At 36.9% G+C, this 13,774-nt stretch carries 21 protein-coding genes and 7 pseudogenes; 4 read left to right on the forward strand and 24 right to left on the reverse strand.

The genetic code is table 11. From position 1 onward, the window contains the following. Positions 1-43: 43 nt before the first annotated feature. Both B6C99_RS12050 and B6C99_RS13760 read right to left on the reverse strand, forming a co-directional pair. Positions 44-493 carry an SMI1/KNR4 family protein gene (locus B6C99_RS12050; RefSeq protein WP_025315295.1) on the reverse strand — a complete coding sequence of 150 codons (450 nt, stop codon included), beginning with the start codon at positions 491-493 and terminating at the stop codon, positions 44-46. Between the two features lie 9 nt (positions 494-502). Continuing rightward, a complete protein-coding gene (locus B6C99_RS13760) occupies positions 503-796 on the reverse strand; it encodes an HNH/ENDO VII family nuclease (RefSeq protein ID WP_342351836.1) in 294 nt (97 codons plus the stop codon). Between B6C99_RS13760 and B6C99_RS12060 the strand changes: the two are divergent. Beyond that, a pseudogene (locus tag B6C99_RS12060) lies at positions 780-1,112 on the forward strand (integrase core domain-containing protein); the annotation flags it as partial. The gene B6C99_RS13760 and the pseudogene B6C99_RS12060 sit on opposite strands and share 17 nt — an antisense overlap. 122 nt (positions 1,113-1,234) lie before the next feature. Here B6C99_RS12060 and B6C99_RS12065 read toward each other — a convergent pair. The 4 genes and pseudogenes from B6C99_RS12065 to B6C99_RS12075 all read right to left on the reverse strand — a co-directional run bounded on the left by B6C99_RS12065 (position 1,235) and on the right by B6C99_RS12075 (position 2,910). Continuing rightward, positions 1,235-1,588, reverse strand: coding sequence for a hypothetical protein (locus B6C99_RS12065; protein ID WP_086360048.1), 354 nt, complete (start codon positions 1,586-1,588; stop codon positions 1,235-1,237). Next, positions 1,589-1,741, reverse strand: a complete 153-nt coding sequence (locus B6C99_RS13425; protein WP_216819479.1) for a hypothetical protein — start codon at positions 1,739-1,741, stop codon at positions 1,589-1,591. Between the two features lie 273 nt (positions 1,742-2,014). Next, a pseudogene (locus B6C99_RS13765) lies at positions 2,015-2,203 on the reverse strand (RHS repeat-associated core domain-containing protein); the annotation flags it as partial. A gap of 122 nt (positions 2,204-2,325) precedes the next feature. Further along, entirely contained in the window at positions 2,326-2,910 is a 585-nt protein-coding gene (locus B6C99_RS12075) for a hypothetical protein (protein ID WP_086360049.1), read from the reverse strand. A gap of 322 nt (positions 2,911-3,232) precedes the next feature. On the opposite strand from B6C99_RS12075, the gene B6C99_RS13110 reads away from it, so the two are divergent. After that, a complete protein-coding gene (locus B6C99_RS13110) occupies positions 3,233-3,373 on the forward strand; it encodes a hypothetical protein (RefSeq protein ID WP_179189189.1) in 141 nt (46 codons plus the stop codon). Positions 3,374-3,422: 49 nt separating this feature from the next. Here the strand turns inward: B6C99_RS13110 and B6C99_RS12080 are convergent, their stop codons facing one another. The 4 genes and pseudogenes from B6C99_RS12080 to B6C99_RS12095 all read right to left on the reverse strand — a co-directional run bounded on the left by B6C99_RS12080 (position 3,423) and on the right by B6C99_RS12095 (position 5,753). Next, entirely contained in the window at positions 3,423-3,731 is a 309-nt protein-coding gene (locus B6C99_RS12080) for a hypothetical protein (RefSeq protein ID WP_198208113.1), read from the reverse strand. A 335-nt stretch (positions 3,732-4,066) separates the two neighbouring features. Beyond that, positions 4,067-4,585, reverse strand: a pseudogene (locus B6C99_RS13770) (RHS repeat domain-containing protein); the annotation flags it as partial. A gap of 45 nt (positions 4,586-4,630) precedes the next feature. Continuing rightward, positions 4,631-4,924, reverse strand: a complete 294-nt coding sequence (locus B6C99_RS12090; RefSeq protein ID WP_025315306.1) for a hypothetical protein — start codon at positions 4,922-4,924, stop codon at positions 4,631-4,633. Positions 4,925-4,931: 7 nt separating this feature from the next. Next, positions 4,932-5,753 (reverse strand): RHS repeat domain-containing protein, encoded by an 822-nt coding sequence (locus tag B6C99_RS12095; protein ID WP_086360050.1) that lies wholly within the window; start codon positions 5,751-5,753, stop codon positions 4,932-4,934. 60 nt (positions 5,754-5,813) lie between these two features. Between B6C99_RS12095 and B6C99_RS12100 the strand changes: the two genes are divergently transcribed. Further along, on the forward strand, positions 5,814-6,335 hold the full coding sequence (locus tag B6C99_RS12100; protein ID WP_086360051.1) for a hypothetical protein: 522 nt from the start codon (positions 5,814-5,816) through the stop codon (positions 6,333-6,335). Positions 6,336-6,446: 111 nt separating this feature from the next. Here B6C99_RS12100 and B6C99_RS13775 read toward each other — a convergent pair. The 5 genes and pseudogenes from B6C99_RS13775 to B6C99_RS13580 form a co-directional block, all read right to left on the reverse strand. Further along, positions 6,447-6,530, reverse strand: a pseudogene (locus B6C99_RS13775) (hypothetical protein); the annotation flags it as partial. A 343-nt stretch (positions 6,531-6,873) separates the two neighbouring features. Further along, positions 6,874-7,326 carry a hypothetical protein gene (locus tag B6C99_RS12110; protein WP_086360052.1) on the reverse strand — a complete coding sequence of 151 codons (453 nt, stop codon included), beginning with the start codon at positions 7,324-7,326 and terminating at the stop codon, positions 6,874-6,876. A gap of 2 nt (positions 7,327-7,328) precedes the next feature. Then, positions 7,329-7,607, reverse strand: coding sequence for a hypothetical protein (locus B6C99_RS12115; RefSeq protein WP_216819481.1), 279 nt, complete (start codon positions 7,605-7,607; stop codon positions 7,329-7,331). Then, positions 7,592-8,104, reverse strand: a complete 513-nt coding sequence (locus B6C99_RS12120) for an RHS repeat domain-containing protein (protein ID WP_256363515.1) — start codon at positions 8,102-8,104, stop codon at positions 7,592-7,594. Before B6C99_RS12120 ends, B6C99_RS12115 begins: the two co-directional genes overlap by 16 nt. 60 nt (positions 8,105-8,164) lie before the next feature. Beyond that, positions 8,165-8,257: pseudogene (locus B6C99_RS13580) on the reverse strand (hypothetical protein); the annotation flags it as partial. 12 nt (positions 8,258-8,269) lie between these two features. Here B6C99_RS13580 and B6C99_RS12125 point away from each other — a divergent pair. Then, positions 8,270-8,686 carry a hypothetical protein gene (locus B6C99_RS12125; protein ID WP_086360055.1) on the forward strand — a complete coding sequence of 139 codons (417 nt, stop codon included), beginning with the start codon at positions 8,270-8,272 and terminating at the stop codon, positions 8,684-8,686. 37 nt (positions 8,687-8,723) lie between these two features. Here the strand turns inward: B6C99_RS12125 and B6C99_RS12130 are convergent, their stop codons facing one another. From B6C99_RS12130 to B6C99_RS13205, 9 genes and pseudogenes are all read right to left on the reverse strand, one after another. Further along, positions 8,724-9,335, reverse strand: coding sequence for a hypothetical protein (locus B6C99_RS12130; protein ID WP_086360056.1), 612 nt, complete (start codon positions 9,333-9,335; stop codon positions 8,724-8,726). A 10-nt stretch (positions 9,336-9,345) separates the two neighbouring features. Then, positions 9,346-10,260: pseudogene (locus B6C99_RS12135) on the reverse strand (RHS repeat domain-containing protein); the annotation flags it as partial. Between the two features lie 106 nt (positions 10,261-10,366). After that, a complete protein-coding gene (locus B6C99_RS12140) occupies positions 10,367-10,675 on the reverse strand; it encodes a hypothetical protein (protein ID WP_025315298.1) in 309 nt (102 codons plus the stop codon). A gap of 13 nt (positions 10,676-10,688) precedes the next feature. After that, the gene (locus B6C99_RS13780) at positions 10,689-11,153 is read right to left on the reverse strand and encodes a DUF4329 domain-containing protein (RefSeq protein ID WP_371265844.1); all 465 of its coding nucleotides are present in this window, start codon (positions 11,151-11,153) and stop codon (positions 10,689-10,691) included. Further along, positions 11,136-11,510: pseudogene (locus B6C99_RS13785) on the reverse strand (RHS repeat domain-containing protein); the annotation flags it as partial. The pseudogene B6C99_RS13785 and the gene B6C99_RS13780, both read right to left, overlap by 18 nt. Before the next feature lie 221 nt (positions 11,511-11,731). Next, positions 11,732-12,133 (reverse strand): hypothetical protein, encoded by a 402-nt coding sequence (locus B6C99_RS12150; RefSeq protein ID WP_216819484.1) that lies wholly within the window; start codon positions 12,131-12,133, stop codon positions 11,732-11,734. Between the two features lie 576 nt (positions 12,134-12,709). Further along, positions 12,710-12,961 (reverse strand): hypothetical protein, encoded by a 252-nt coding sequence (locus B6C99_RS12160; RefSeq protein WP_086360061.1) that lies wholly within the window; start codon positions 12,959-12,961, stop codon positions 12,710-12,712. Between the two features lie 2 nt (positions 12,962-12,963). Next, positions 12,964-13,293, reverse strand: coding sequence for an RHS domain-containing protein (locus B6C99_RS12165; RefSeq protein ID WP_086360062.1), 330 nt, complete (start codon positions 13,291-13,293; stop codon positions 12,964-12,966). Between the two features lie 159 nt (positions 13,294-13,452). Further along, on the reverse strand, positions 13,453-13,774 hold a 322-nt coding region (locus B6C99_RS13205; protein WP_158092480.1), incomplete at its 5' end, for a hypothetical protein.

Consider the following 13,774-nt stretch of genomic DNA (forward strand, 5'->3'; position numbering starts at 1 on the left):
TATTGCAGGGTTTCCCAGTATCTCTGGTTGCGACAGTCTTAATTTACGTCCGTAAGTTTACATATTCTTCAAAAAAAAATCTGAATGACGGTGCAAGAACGTTTGATATTTTTCTTGAGAAAAGATCATAATTAACTATTTGTCCATAAGTATTTTTCCTACAATCAACACACCAACATACATCGTCATCTTTAAAATAAATAACTGCCATATCTGATGGTAACGAGTATTCCTTTCGACACTGACAAGTATCATAATAAATAGCTCCTCCAGACTCAGCCAAGGCATCATTATCAACTATGCCTGATATTTCTTCACCAACAACACCTCCGCCACCAACCAATAAAATGAATTCTTTTAATTCATTTGGTAACGACAAATTTAGCTTATTTTCAAGTATGTTAATTTGTGATTCATCACAAGCTCCAAGCCAATATACTTCGTCTTGAGCGCCATGATTTAAACGCGTAACAAGATTTTTAATATCACCCATATAGTTACCTCACATAAAATCCAATGCTCTTAATTTCCAATATTCTTTTCTGAATTTATTATACTGCCTATCTAGAGCAGATGTATTTCTAAAGCTCCCTCCATTTTCAATTAATCCATGAATTTGCTTATGATATTGTTTGTGAGTTGAGGAAACTAACTCGACCATTGGGCCGGGTTCTTTTCCTAATATATGATGAAGGTTCATTTGTTTTCCATCTGGGCCTATTGGAGCATATCCATTCTTCATTAAGTCTAAGTTTGTCCACCCCTCATTTACTTTTGACTTAATATTGGAGGATATAGAGCATACGAAAACAAAAGCCTACAGTCCGCAAACGAATGGTATATGTGAGCGATTCCATAAGACGATAAAGACCGAATGTTATGATATTATGTTTAGACGTAAAATATATACAGAATTGAAAGAGATACAACAAGATATTGAGCTTTGGCTAGAGTTTTACAATCGGGAAAGAGCACATTCAGGGAAATACTGTTATGGTAAGACACCTTGGCAAACTTGGGTAGAGACAAAAGGACTGGCTAAGGAAAAGCAGCTAGAAAATTTATTTTACTCATCAGACAGTCATTGTGTTAGAACGAATGCCGATGAGTAGATAGTGTCTGTCAGATTAAGTTTAAGCTAGTACAAATTAAACTGGATATTACTAATACGTCAAGAAAGTAAAAAGCCAAAATAATCCAAGGAGAGTTTTTACTACAACCTATCAAGTATTGATTAATTTTCTTCAATATATTTGTCACTTATCATCGATAGTATATCGACCTGATTAAGTACATTTTTTAAAAACTTATATTTACTTAATTTATCAGAATTTTTTCCATTAATAAAAGATACTTCTATTAATGTACAGAATTCTTTATTTTCTTCATCTAACCACTCGTCGGATAGCGGGATATAATTATCTGTAATAGTTAATCTGTCCGCATAAAGACCACAGTAAGAGAAGTACACCCCAAAATAAAAGCTATCATGTTCAGAGCAAGTTATATCCCATTTATTATTCAACAATTCACTTATCTCTTTTTTAGATTTATTACTGCCGTATTTTAGAAAATAAAATTTTTTCATTTATCGCCCGCCACATTTCCCTGGAATTCTGATTCCTTTTCCTTTAGCTTTGATTTCAACTGAAGACTTAAAAATCATAGCATTTACAGGTCTATCTCCAGACATTCTAGATAATCTTTGTAGAATATCATCTATACCTAAATCTTTAGCCATATTACTACCCATCTTAATTGGTCAAGTTCGTCCAACTTTTCCTATCCCTAAGGATTCTGCTTTCTGATATAGCTCTGGATGTGATATAGCTACATCAAAATCACTAACACGACCAACATCAAAAGGTTGTCTTGTAGAGAAGCTTACACCAGATACAGAACTTCCTTGCATGTATGAAACTGAGCTAGGATATCCTAATTTACTCAGACCAGCCTGTAATGTTTGACCAAATTGCTTAAATTGCCCATAGCTCTTAAAGCCATGTGGTACCCCTTCCTTTGAGAATCCTAAAGGATCAATCCAAGTCAACCCATTAGGCGCATACTGATACAGATTCAAGCCACCCAGCAATCCAATCGGGTCCGGCTGGGTAAAGCGGCCTGTATCCGGATCATAGTACCTGAAAGTATTGTAGTGCAGTCCGGTTTCTCTGTCCAAATACTGTCCCTGATGACGCATATTTTTATTGCGTCGGGATATGTCTGTTTTCCTGTACCTGTTTCATACAGTTAGAAGCTTACTCTATTTACAATTTAATTAATTTTGTCAATTAGAAAAGGGAGATATCCGATTCTTAATTAATATTATATTTTAGATGATAAATCGAAATAAATCTGTCCTATCTCACGAACATCTTCATCATCACTTTCTAAAGCTAGAATAGCAAGCTTTTGGGATAACTCATCGCTTATAGAATTAAATAAATACATAAATATTCCAAAGCTTTGATAATCTTGATCATCGAAGACATATTTAGAATATGACCAAATATTTTTTTTTAACCACTCTCTATTCATAGATAAAATGATATCTTGACATAACTTAGTTTTTCCATCTAAGTTTTTCATTATTTCTATAATATTTGGTAGTAAACTAATTTTTATTTCTTCTGGTAATTGTTTGATAATATATAATAAAGATGCATTTATATCACCTATTAAATTTTTTTCTATTAATGTTACTAGATTAGGACATTTCGATAATAAAAATATATTATCTAATAAGTTATCTTGTAATTTTATACATTCATCAAAAAGAATTTGCATTTGATTTGATTTACACATTTTATTTTTTCCAATATGTTCCCAAGATAAGGAATTATAAAATTCAACCAAAGTTTGAGGCTTCATTGGTTTAGTGGGATATATTGTTGCATGACCAGTTGACATTGTTCAACCTACATCTTGAGCATCAAATTTGTCAGCTAACCCATTAGGTGAAGTAGTTCTTTCTGGGAGTTTGTGGTAATTTCCAGTTAATGGTGATTGCTCTGGAGTTTTAAATGTTAAAGCACCGCATTGATTTGGTATAGTTAATCCATTTTTGTCTAAATATAAATCTGATTTTTGTCCAGGATTTAAATTGTACCCGTCAATTCAAGGTGCTCTCGACTTTGATTTATTGCCCGTAACACATTAATTTGAATTTATAATACAAATTAAACCATATGGATACACCCAAATTAGCGCATTGGGTGCATACTGATACAGATTGAGTCCAGGGAAATACTGTTATGGTAAGACACCTTGGCAAACTTGGGTAGAGACAAAAGGACTGGCTAAAGAAAAGCAGCTAGAGAATTTATTTTACTCATCAGACAGTCATTGTGTTAGAACGAATGCCGATGAGTAGGTAGTATTTGTCAGATTAAGTTTGAGCTAGTACACATAAGTATAAATAGTCATAGAACTTCAACTGTACCAACTAGTTTAGGTCCTTCATAAATATTCATCATAAATCCTTTCTTAAGTAAAAAGCTTGGTGCATCTTCCATTAAAAAATAGGCTTCTCCTAAACCTATTCTTTGAGTTGATTCTACTAGCTCGTAACTTTTAACATTTAATACTAATGACCAAGATGAAATATCGCCATTTTTACCTTCCATTGGTTTAGTAATAACATAGTATTTTATATTTAGGGGAAGAGTTTTTTTTCCACCTTGTTGTATAGGGGTCCAATAAATTTTGACATTAACTCTGCAATTTTCCATTTTGTTTCTCCTCGTTAACATTTTGGTTGATGTATACATTTACTCCATTTAGGCTTTATTTTAGCCTTATTAAGGACTACATTATCAATAAATCTAGCTTTTCCTATACCATCTAATCGAGGATTTTTATAGGCTGCATCTGCTATATTATCAGGAACGCTAACCTGAACGACACGGAAATCACCACCATGTCCCATTTTTTCACCCCATGTAACAGCATCTTTATAGGACTCAGCAAACCATTTTCCTTCTAAGGTGCTTGGAGGTGATATCCACTTTCCAGTTTTCATTAATTCATCGTATTCTGCAAGATTCATACCTCTATATAAGAGCATTAAACCAAGTGGATCAATCCAAGTTAACCCATTAGGCGCATACTGATAAAGATTGAATCCACCAGCTAAACCAATCGGGTCTGGCTGAGTAAATCTACCTATATCCGGATCATAATACCTGAAAGTATTGTAATGTAAGCCGGTTTCTCTATCTAAATATTGTCCCTGATATCTGAGGTTTTGCTCTATTGATTCGTGCTCAATTTCATGAATCCGTTTCCCCCATAACTGAAAGCTGCATTCCCAAAGTATTTTACCGTTTGCATCAGTTAGCTCTTCCGGACAGACGTTCAGGTCGGTGTGGAAGTAGCGGATATGTTGTTCTTGGTTGCCGTCTGTGTCTATCCGCGCCAGTGGTTCGTAGCTGTTCTGGTCGGTATAGATATACAGGCTGGTGGGGTGATTCGAGCCGGTTTCCTGAATCATTCTTAACCCGTCTCATAGAAAGTGGGTACGGTTGTACGGTTAACCTTCGCGGTCTAACTTCCGTTTTTCAATGCATCTGCCAAGGGCGTCATAGTGTTAGTACCATTAGTCATCCTGATTTAATTTCAGTTTTTCTTTTTAACTTAGAAATATTTTTTCAATATATTCGCTTACTTTTGAATTAATATTACTTATATACTCCATGTCTTCATAAGAGCCAAAGTTTAAAGCACCTTCTAAATTGTCATGCAGGACTAAAAGATTATATGCTAATTCCTTTGAAATAAAATTTTTTTCTTTATAATTAGTTACCATCTCATCCAGTGAAGTATAGAGATCATTCATTGTTTGTTCATCTAACTTATCTAGTAATCTAATTTTTTCAACTACACCGATAATCTTTTCATTAACATCAGAATTTATAATTTTCATAAAATACCTAATTAATTAGTTTTATTGCATTTGCTGGAATAGATGCGTCAAATAGCACCTCCGAAGAACCTTTAGCTAATCGTCTTGCAAATTGATTACCTAAGAGGTCAAGACCTTTAGTAGAAGATATATCAATTGCCCCACCCGAAATTTTACTCAAGTCTATTTCAACTATTCTATTTCCAGTTTTACTAGCCCATTTTTCAGCGATACTTAAATCTTTGGTTGCAGATATAAACTGAGATGGAGAACGACTTCCTGATGTTACATGTCCTGCAACCGTTTTTATATTATTTGGGTTTAGTGAAAACAATCCAGAAGATATGTTTTCATCTTGTCTAATAACTCTATAGACTTTACCACTTTTTATACGATCAAACTCACTTACTTTAGCACATGGTGCTAATCCTAATGGATCAATCCACATTAGAGAATTAAATGCATACTGATACAGATTCAAGCCACCCAGCAACCCAATCGGGTCTGGCTGAGTAAATCTACCTATATCCGGATCATAATACCTGAAAGTATTGTAATGTAAGCCGGTTTCTCTGTCTAAATATTGTCCCTGATATCTGAGGTTTTGTTGGATGGGGATATGTTCGATTTCATGAATCCGCTTTCCCCATAACTGAAAGCTACATTCCCACAGTATTTTACCGTTTGCATCCGTCAGTTCCTCCGGCATGCCGTTCAGGTAGGTGTGGAAGTAGCGGATATGTTGTTCTTGGTTGCCGTCTGTGTCTATCCGCGCCAATGGTTCGTAGCTGTTCTGATCTGTATAGATATACAGGCTGGTGGGGTGATTCGAGCCGGTTTCCTGAATCATTCTTAAGCCGTCCCACAGGAAGCGGGTACGGTTGTAAGGTTTGCCCTCGCGGTCTAACTTTTGTTTTTCGATGCGTCTGCTAAGGGCGTCATAGAGGTAGCGGTATCGTTCGGTTTTGTTGAGCTGTTCAATGCGTACTTCGCTCAGGCGATGTTCGGCGTCGTAGTGGTAATGCTGGGTGGCACCGGTGGTCTGTTTACTGGCAGTTCTGCCGTGCTCGTCGTAACGGTAGTGGTGTCCTCTGAAATGCAGGAGCTGGTTACAGCGAATCAGGTTGTAGTTGCTGTAGTCCTCTCTGTATTTGCTGTCCAGCAGGTTGGCAGCGGCATCATATTGCAGGGTTTCCCAGTATCTCTGGTTGCGACAGCCTTCGATTCTGCCGGTGTGATCATAGCGGTAATCGGTCTGCCCGTGTTTGCTGTGCTTTTTGCTTACCAATCGGTCGAGGTTGTCGTACTGGTAGCTGCGTTCGATGAGGATATCAGGCAGGATGGGATTTTGATTGCGCTGTATCTGTTTGCGTTGCAGCCGGCTGTTGCGGTCGTATTTGAACTGGGTGTTCAGGCGTCCCTGGGTGCGTAATATTTTGCGGTGCAGGTTGTCACGTTCGATGTCGCTGATGATGTGGCCGTCGATGTTAATCTGGTGCAGGTGGCCGGAGCCGTAATACAGGTTATTGATGGTGCGCCCATCCGGCAGGGTGGTAGCGATGCGATTGCCCAGTGGGTCGTACTGATAGGTGGTGGTGTCGGGGGTATATTTGCCGATAACACGGCTATAGGCATTATAGCTAAAGTCAAGCCTACTAGAGACTAAACAACTGGTTTTATTGTCACAATTGGTTTATTTTTTTTAACTATCTATTTTCTTTAATTGTTTTAAAAACACAATCAATATAATCCTGTCTATTTATAATAAGTAAAGGACAATCCTATTTTTCCCTACTAAATATTCTTTTAATATATTAATGGCATAAATAGTCAGGACCTACATCAAAATATTTACCTTATTTAGGTAATTAAATATTATTTAATGTTAAAAATATTTAATTTATTAATTTTTATTATATGAGTATAATTTTATTTCTAGAATAAACTGAATGTTTAGATCTAATTACAATTTATAAAATTGGAGACTTTAACGTATTTGATATAATTTCTGGTGGTAAATCGGTATCCTGATAAATTATAGTACTTCCACTACAGAAACATATTTCCATTTGTTCTATATTATTTATATGATTTACTTTATACTCTGGTAGTAATTGGATGATGTTGGACTGTAATATATTATTGAAATTCATTGTCATTATTCCATGCATATCATGAATAGCTATATAATTAGAATCCTTTTTATCGTCAGATAAATTAATTATTTCGTAGTCATTATATTCCTTTTTATAAATACCTATTTCTATATCAAAGAATCCTATTTTAGCAGTATACAAAGTTGCTGATTTCATCGTTTCTATTTGACAACAATGAAAAAAAATGTCTCTCTTTAAAGACGGTAGACACTTTAAAAAACTGCCATTGTTAATAATATCAATAATATCTATATTTAACATTTCCATATTTAACACCCTATCTTTTTCATTTTGCCAAGTTTTCCTTTTACTATGTCATGTTTTTTCAATGCTTTTTGTAAATGGTTCCATTCAGCTCCCTTACGTGGCCACCTGACCTTGGCATTTTCCAAATAGTCGACAACTTTTGCTTTATTTCTAGGATTTGATAAATAATCATCTAATTTATTAGTAGCTTTTTTCCAAGCAATTGATTCTGCATTCGTATTGCTAAATACAGGTTTGTAAATTATTTCACCATTTTTTCCAGGTTTTATTGCAATCTCCATTTTGTCAATATGAGCATGGGCACCTTTAGTGCCCAGTCATCAGCGAGAACATCAATTCCGTGTGATACATGTAATCCAAGTGGATCAATCCAAGTAAATCCATTAGGTGCATACTGATACAGATTGAGTCCGCCGACCAACCCAATCGGGTCAGGCATAGTAAAGCGGCCTATATCCGGATCGTAGTACCTGAAAGTATTGTAGTGCAGTCCGGTCTCTCTGTCCAAATATTGCCCTTGATACCTCAGGTTCTGTTGTATCTCTGTATAAGCAATCTCCTGTATCGGTTTGCCCCACAGCTGGTATGAGCATTCCCAGACGATTTCACCGGCTTCATCCGTCAGCTCCTCCGGCATACCATTCAGGTCGGTATGGAAGTAGTAGATGTGTTGTTCTTGATTACCGTTTCTGTCTATCCGCGCCAGCGGTTCATAGCTGCCTTCATCAGTATACAGATACAGGCTCTGCCGTTTGTCTGCGCCGCTTTCCTGAATCATCTGCAGTCCGTCCCACAGGAAGGTGGTGCGGTTGCATGGTTTGCCGTCACGGTCCAGCCGGTGTTTTTCTATCCGCCGGCCGAGGGCATCGTAGACGTAGCCGTAGCGTTCAGTATGGTTTAGCTGTTCGATACGCACTTCGGTCAGGCGGTGTTCGGCATCGTAATGGTAATACTAAGTACCGCTGGCGGTTTGTTTGCTGCGGGTTCGTCCGTGTTCGTCGTAGCTGTATTTCAGTCCGCGGAAGCTGAGCAGCTGATTAAAGCGGATCAGGTTTTGATTGCTTTCTTCTTCGCCGCGTCTTCTATCCAGCAGGTTGGCCGCAGCATCGTATTGCAATGTTTCCCAGTACGCTTCGTTGCGGCAGCTTTCGATGCGGCCGGTTACGTCGTAGCGGTAATCGGTCTGGCCGTGTTTGCTATGTTTTTTGCTTACCAATCGGTCGAGGTTGTCGTACTGGTAGCTGCGTTCGAGCAGGATATCAGGCAGGATGGGATTCTGATTGCGCTGTATCTGTTTGCGTTGCAGCCGGCTGTTGCGGTCGTATTTAAACTGGGTGTTCAGGCGTCCCTGAGTGCGTGATACTTCGCGGTGCAGTTAGATAGTTATGTTAAAATAATTATGCCGTTTGAGCAAAAAAAAGACCCGCATTATTAAAATCATCAATTTTCTTTTTTAAAAATAAATACCCAATAGCATCAGATAAAAATAATGCTCCACCATCATGAACTGGAATATCTGATGAATATAATTGACCAATAAAATCATATTCATGCATTAATTTTTCACAAGCAACAATTCCATTGGGTATTTTATTTGACAAAAAAGAAAATGTTGGATAATCACTATTCTCTAATTGTGTTTTTTTTAATTCAAGATATTGAGGAACAAGGTTATTACTATTTTCGCATAGCTTTGATATGTCTGTTAGCGTTACTCTTGTAAATCCTGATTTTAAGTGATCAAGTTCTGCATCATCACCGGAATAAACAATATCGTCCAAGAAATATCTATTTTCATTATATGTTGAAAATACGGAAATATATTTAGCTTTAGGAAGATTAATTCCACTAATAGAGTCAGATAATTTATCATTATCAATTGTGAATAATAATGTTAAATTTTCACCTAATGGATTTTGGGGCCACTTGCCATCAATAAATGCTCCTCCACCAAATTTGATACCACTATTTTCATTTGATGAAGGTATAAGTTCATATACTTGTTGCATGATATCTCCATTAACATTTGCTAATTTTTTTATAAAATCTCTCTGATTTTTTTCTCAGTATACCAATTTTCTCTTCAGGAACACCAGCTCTTCTCAGAGCTTCAGATGTTATATCCAATTCTTCTTTGATTGTTGACGCGAATTGATTACGACCTAATCCTTTCTCTGCCCTAATTTGTGCTTCATGGTAATGTACTCCTCCAATTCCTCGTGAATCTTTAGAAGGACTTCTAGTATGATGATCAAGATCTAGCGCAATCGAAGGATTCGAAGACAATCGTGCTTTATCAGCCAGACCTAATTGTTTCAGATATTCATGGCGAATAAGTTCATGGGCTTGTAGGTTATCACCTACATGTTTTGTTCCATTTAAGCTGCCATATGTACCTATATCATAAAGTGCTGCAAGTCCTAGCGGATCAATCCAAGTCAACTCATCAGGCGCATACTGATACAGATTAAACCCACCCAGCAACCCAATCGGGTCTGGCTGAGTAAATCTACCTATATCCGGATCATAGTACCTGAAAGTATTGTAATGTAAGCCGGTTTCTCTGTCTAAATATTGTCCCTGATATCTGAGGTTTTGCTCTATGGGTTCGTATTCGATTTCATGAATCCGTTTCCCCCAGAGCTGAAAGCTGCATTCCCACAGTATTTTACCGTTTTCGTCGGTAAGCTCTTCCGGGCAGCCATTCAGGTCGGTGTGGAAGTAGCGAATATGTTGTTCTTGGTTGCCGTCTGTGTCTATCCGCGCCAGTGGTTCGTAGCTGTTCTGGTCTGTATAGATATACAGGCTGGTAGGATGATTCGGGCCGGTTTCCTGAATCATTCTTAAGCCGTCCCACAGGAAGCGGGTACGGTTGTAGGGTTGGCCTTCGCGGTCTATCTGATGTTTTTCGATATGCCGGCCTAGGGCGTTGTAGCTAGAATTCTGGGTGCTACTGGCATTTTTTATTTAAATTCTAATGGTTAAATCTTATAGATAATCGCTTTGAACCTTTCTATTATTGTATTTACCGATCAACTGGTCAGCGACTCCCATAAACATAAATTACTTCACCTGTATCAACATTTATATCAACATTTATATCATCTATTTCTATTCCACCAACTCCAACATCCATCCAATTATCTTGCGTAATCTCTTTTGAATAGAAACGTATTGTATAATATCTAATCTCTTTTTTTATCGTTATATGATTACTAAAAGAAATATAAAAATTATTAATATCATATTTACATTTGGAAACAAACTCACTATTTTTGGCTGCTTCTATAGCTTTAAATAGAAAAGGGGTATATCTTTTATCAAGCTTAAAAATGTAGTTTTCACACATAATATGCACTTCCTTATAACGGTATAGCATCATCTGGCCCACTAACTTTACCAAATATCTTCCAAAAGCTCCCGCTTGGTGTTCCTAATACATTGGTATAATTAGGAAAGGTTTTATTAGCACGATTATGAATGCTAATATCACTATTAGAAAATTTATCACTATTATGAACATCACCAGCTTTATTCGTTCGATTAAAATTAATATCAGAGTAATCACCATGTGTGTGATATTGACCAACTGGTGTTGAGCCCTTAGGTAAACCTCCTGCTGATTCTTTAAATGTTGGTGCAGTTCTACCCGAACCAAGTCGCCCCCTTGTATAGCCATAAGTGCCATCTTTTGCTTTAAATATGATCCCACCATACTCACGATTTTTGAATATCGACATTGGATTATATTTACTAAGTGCTGCTCGCCCCGCATCATTGGCGTTTTTAAAACCTGTTGTACATTTTCTTAGGCCAAGTGGATCCACCCAAGTCAACCCATTAGGCGCATACTGATACAGATTAAACCAACCCAGCAGCCCAATCGGGTCAGGCTGGGTAAAGCGTCCTATATCCGGATCATAATACCTGAAAGTATTGTAGTTCAGTCCGGTTTCTCTATCTAAATACTGTCCCTGATACCTCAGGTTCTGTTGTATCTCTTTATGGGCAATCTCCTGTATCGGTTTGCCCCACAGCTGGCATGAACATTCCCAGACGATTTCACCGGCTTCATCCGTCAGCTCCTCCGGCAAGCCGTTCAGGTCGGTATACAGATACAGGCTCTGCCGTTTGTCTGCACTGCTTTCCTGAATCATCTGCAGTCCATCCCACAGGAAGGTGGTTCAGTTGCATGGTTTCCCAGTAGGATTCGTTGAGGCAGCTTTCAATGCGTCCGGTCACGTCGTAGTGGTAATCACTCTGTCCCTGTCGGTTGTATTTTTTGCATATCTAATAGCGCCAGTAGTTGCCGGATTTCGGTAATGTGATGCGGATAGTATTTATATCAATCGAGAGTTAAATAAAAAAACCGGAAAGATTTGATTTTCTTACTCGGTTTTTTTTATTAGTTATAGTAAGTGAAGCCAAAAAAATTATTTGGATCTAAAAACAATTGCCTTTCATTTTCCCCATCTTTGTAATTAATCTCAATAGTAGAAAACGGGATCGCTTTGTAGTCAATTTGTGTTACTTTTATTTCCTGTTCAGTCTTAAATAGTTGTGAATATATAGACATCAAAGAAAATTGGTCATCTTCATCAAGATCAAACCATTCATTTATATTTTTCAACTGATTATGGCGAATAATTCCATCATCAATATATAATTCGAAGATATTTTTATTTACGATGAAATATATCCTCTCATACATTGGGTGGAAAACTGGTAGAGTTTCAGCATCTATATAACCAGAAACCATAACATCACTTATAGTACCTTGTATCATGCGGTTAAATAATTGTTCCATAGTCATTCTCTATTGAGAAAAAATAATCCCAATATCCATACCTTTCCCAGACTCAATAAGCGTTACAAATTCTTCTGAGTCATTAGGTAGTTTTTTTGGATATATAAATCATTCCTTCCCTTCTATATATTTCTATTAGTGGTTGCCTTTTTTTATTGTCCCCTGACCAATATAGACTAACTTCCCACTATCTCGCAACATCTCAATATCCTTTAAAAATTCAGCCCCTCGTTAACCTTCCTTTTTGGGTATTTTTTGTCTAAATATTTTTTAAGGAGATCTTTGTGTCGGATAAAGTGATCTTTAAAATTTTTACTAGGTTTTATACTGCAGCAAGTTAATTCTAGCGGATCAATATATGTTAGCAGACTTTTGACATACGCATACAAATTGAACTCACCATCTAACCCAATCGGGTCCGGCATAGATGGCCGGAACCATAATACAGTTTGTTGATAGTACGTCCGTCCGGCAGGGTAATGGCGATGCAGTTGCCCATTATGAAGTTTTATGTTTTTCTATATTCATTTTGGCAAATTAAATCAGAACGGTTGGAGGAAACTTTCCGGCTTTTTTTTAACTTAAAGAACTTAAATATTTATAAATTTTCTCACGAGTAACCTCAGGAAGGATTACAGCATCTTCATCCCTAAAAAAACCATATTCTTCAAGCTCAGATTTAGCATCCTGAGTAAATCTTACTATGTCATAAAAATTAAATATCATCTTAACTCCATTTAAGTTGATATTAAAGTTCAACGCACACCCCTTTGATTTACACTCCATTTCTAATAAATCATCATAATATTCAGGAAATATAATATTCATATTTAATATACCTTTATTTTTGCTAGTTCATCAATATAATCAACCAATGGAATTGAATGAGCCGGAATAATTTCGCAATGTTTTAAATCATTCCCTCTATGAATTATTTTTAGTTTATCACTAATTGTACCCATATCTATTTTATGAGGCTGAAAGCCTTTATTTATTTCATCCGTCAGCTCCTCCGGCATGCCGTTCAGGTCGGTATGGAAGTAGTAGATGTGTTGTTCCTGATTACCGGTCCGGTCTATCCGCTCCAGCGGTTCATAGCTGCCTTCGTCAGTATACAGATACAGGCTCTGCCGTTTGTCTGCGCTGCTTTCCTGAATCATCTGCAGCCCGTCCCACAGGAAGGTGGTGCGGTTGCATGGCTTACCGTCACGATCCAGCTGGTGTTTTCAATCTGCCTGCCGAGCGCATCGTGTACACTGTGTTTTTGATGTTACCAACAGCATTTCTTATGCTTCTTATGGTAATTAAAATTTAACTTTTCATTCAAAAATGCCGTCTGCCAAAAGTCCTTCTTCTTTTAATCTTGCTACTACTTCCTGCTGTTCTTCAGTAAGTGTCAATGTTTTAAATTTTCCTATTATTGCACGCCCTCTTTCCGATGCTTCCAATTTTTCTATATAAATCGGTATATCTCTTTCTGACACTCTAAAAATCCTTTTAGGATTTTCTTCCCAAAGTTCTAATGCTTCTATCGGAAAAGTAATATCCGGTAGATTAAATTCATTTTCATTCTGAGTATAATTAGCTTTATTTTTTGTTCTAGTAATCATGGATAAAAATTGGTCAAATGAGTCTGCTACT

The organism is Gilliamella sp. N-G2, assembly GCF_002142215.1.
Lineage (GTDB): Bacteria > Pseudomonadota > Gammaproteobacteria > Enterobacterales > Orbaceae > Gilliamella.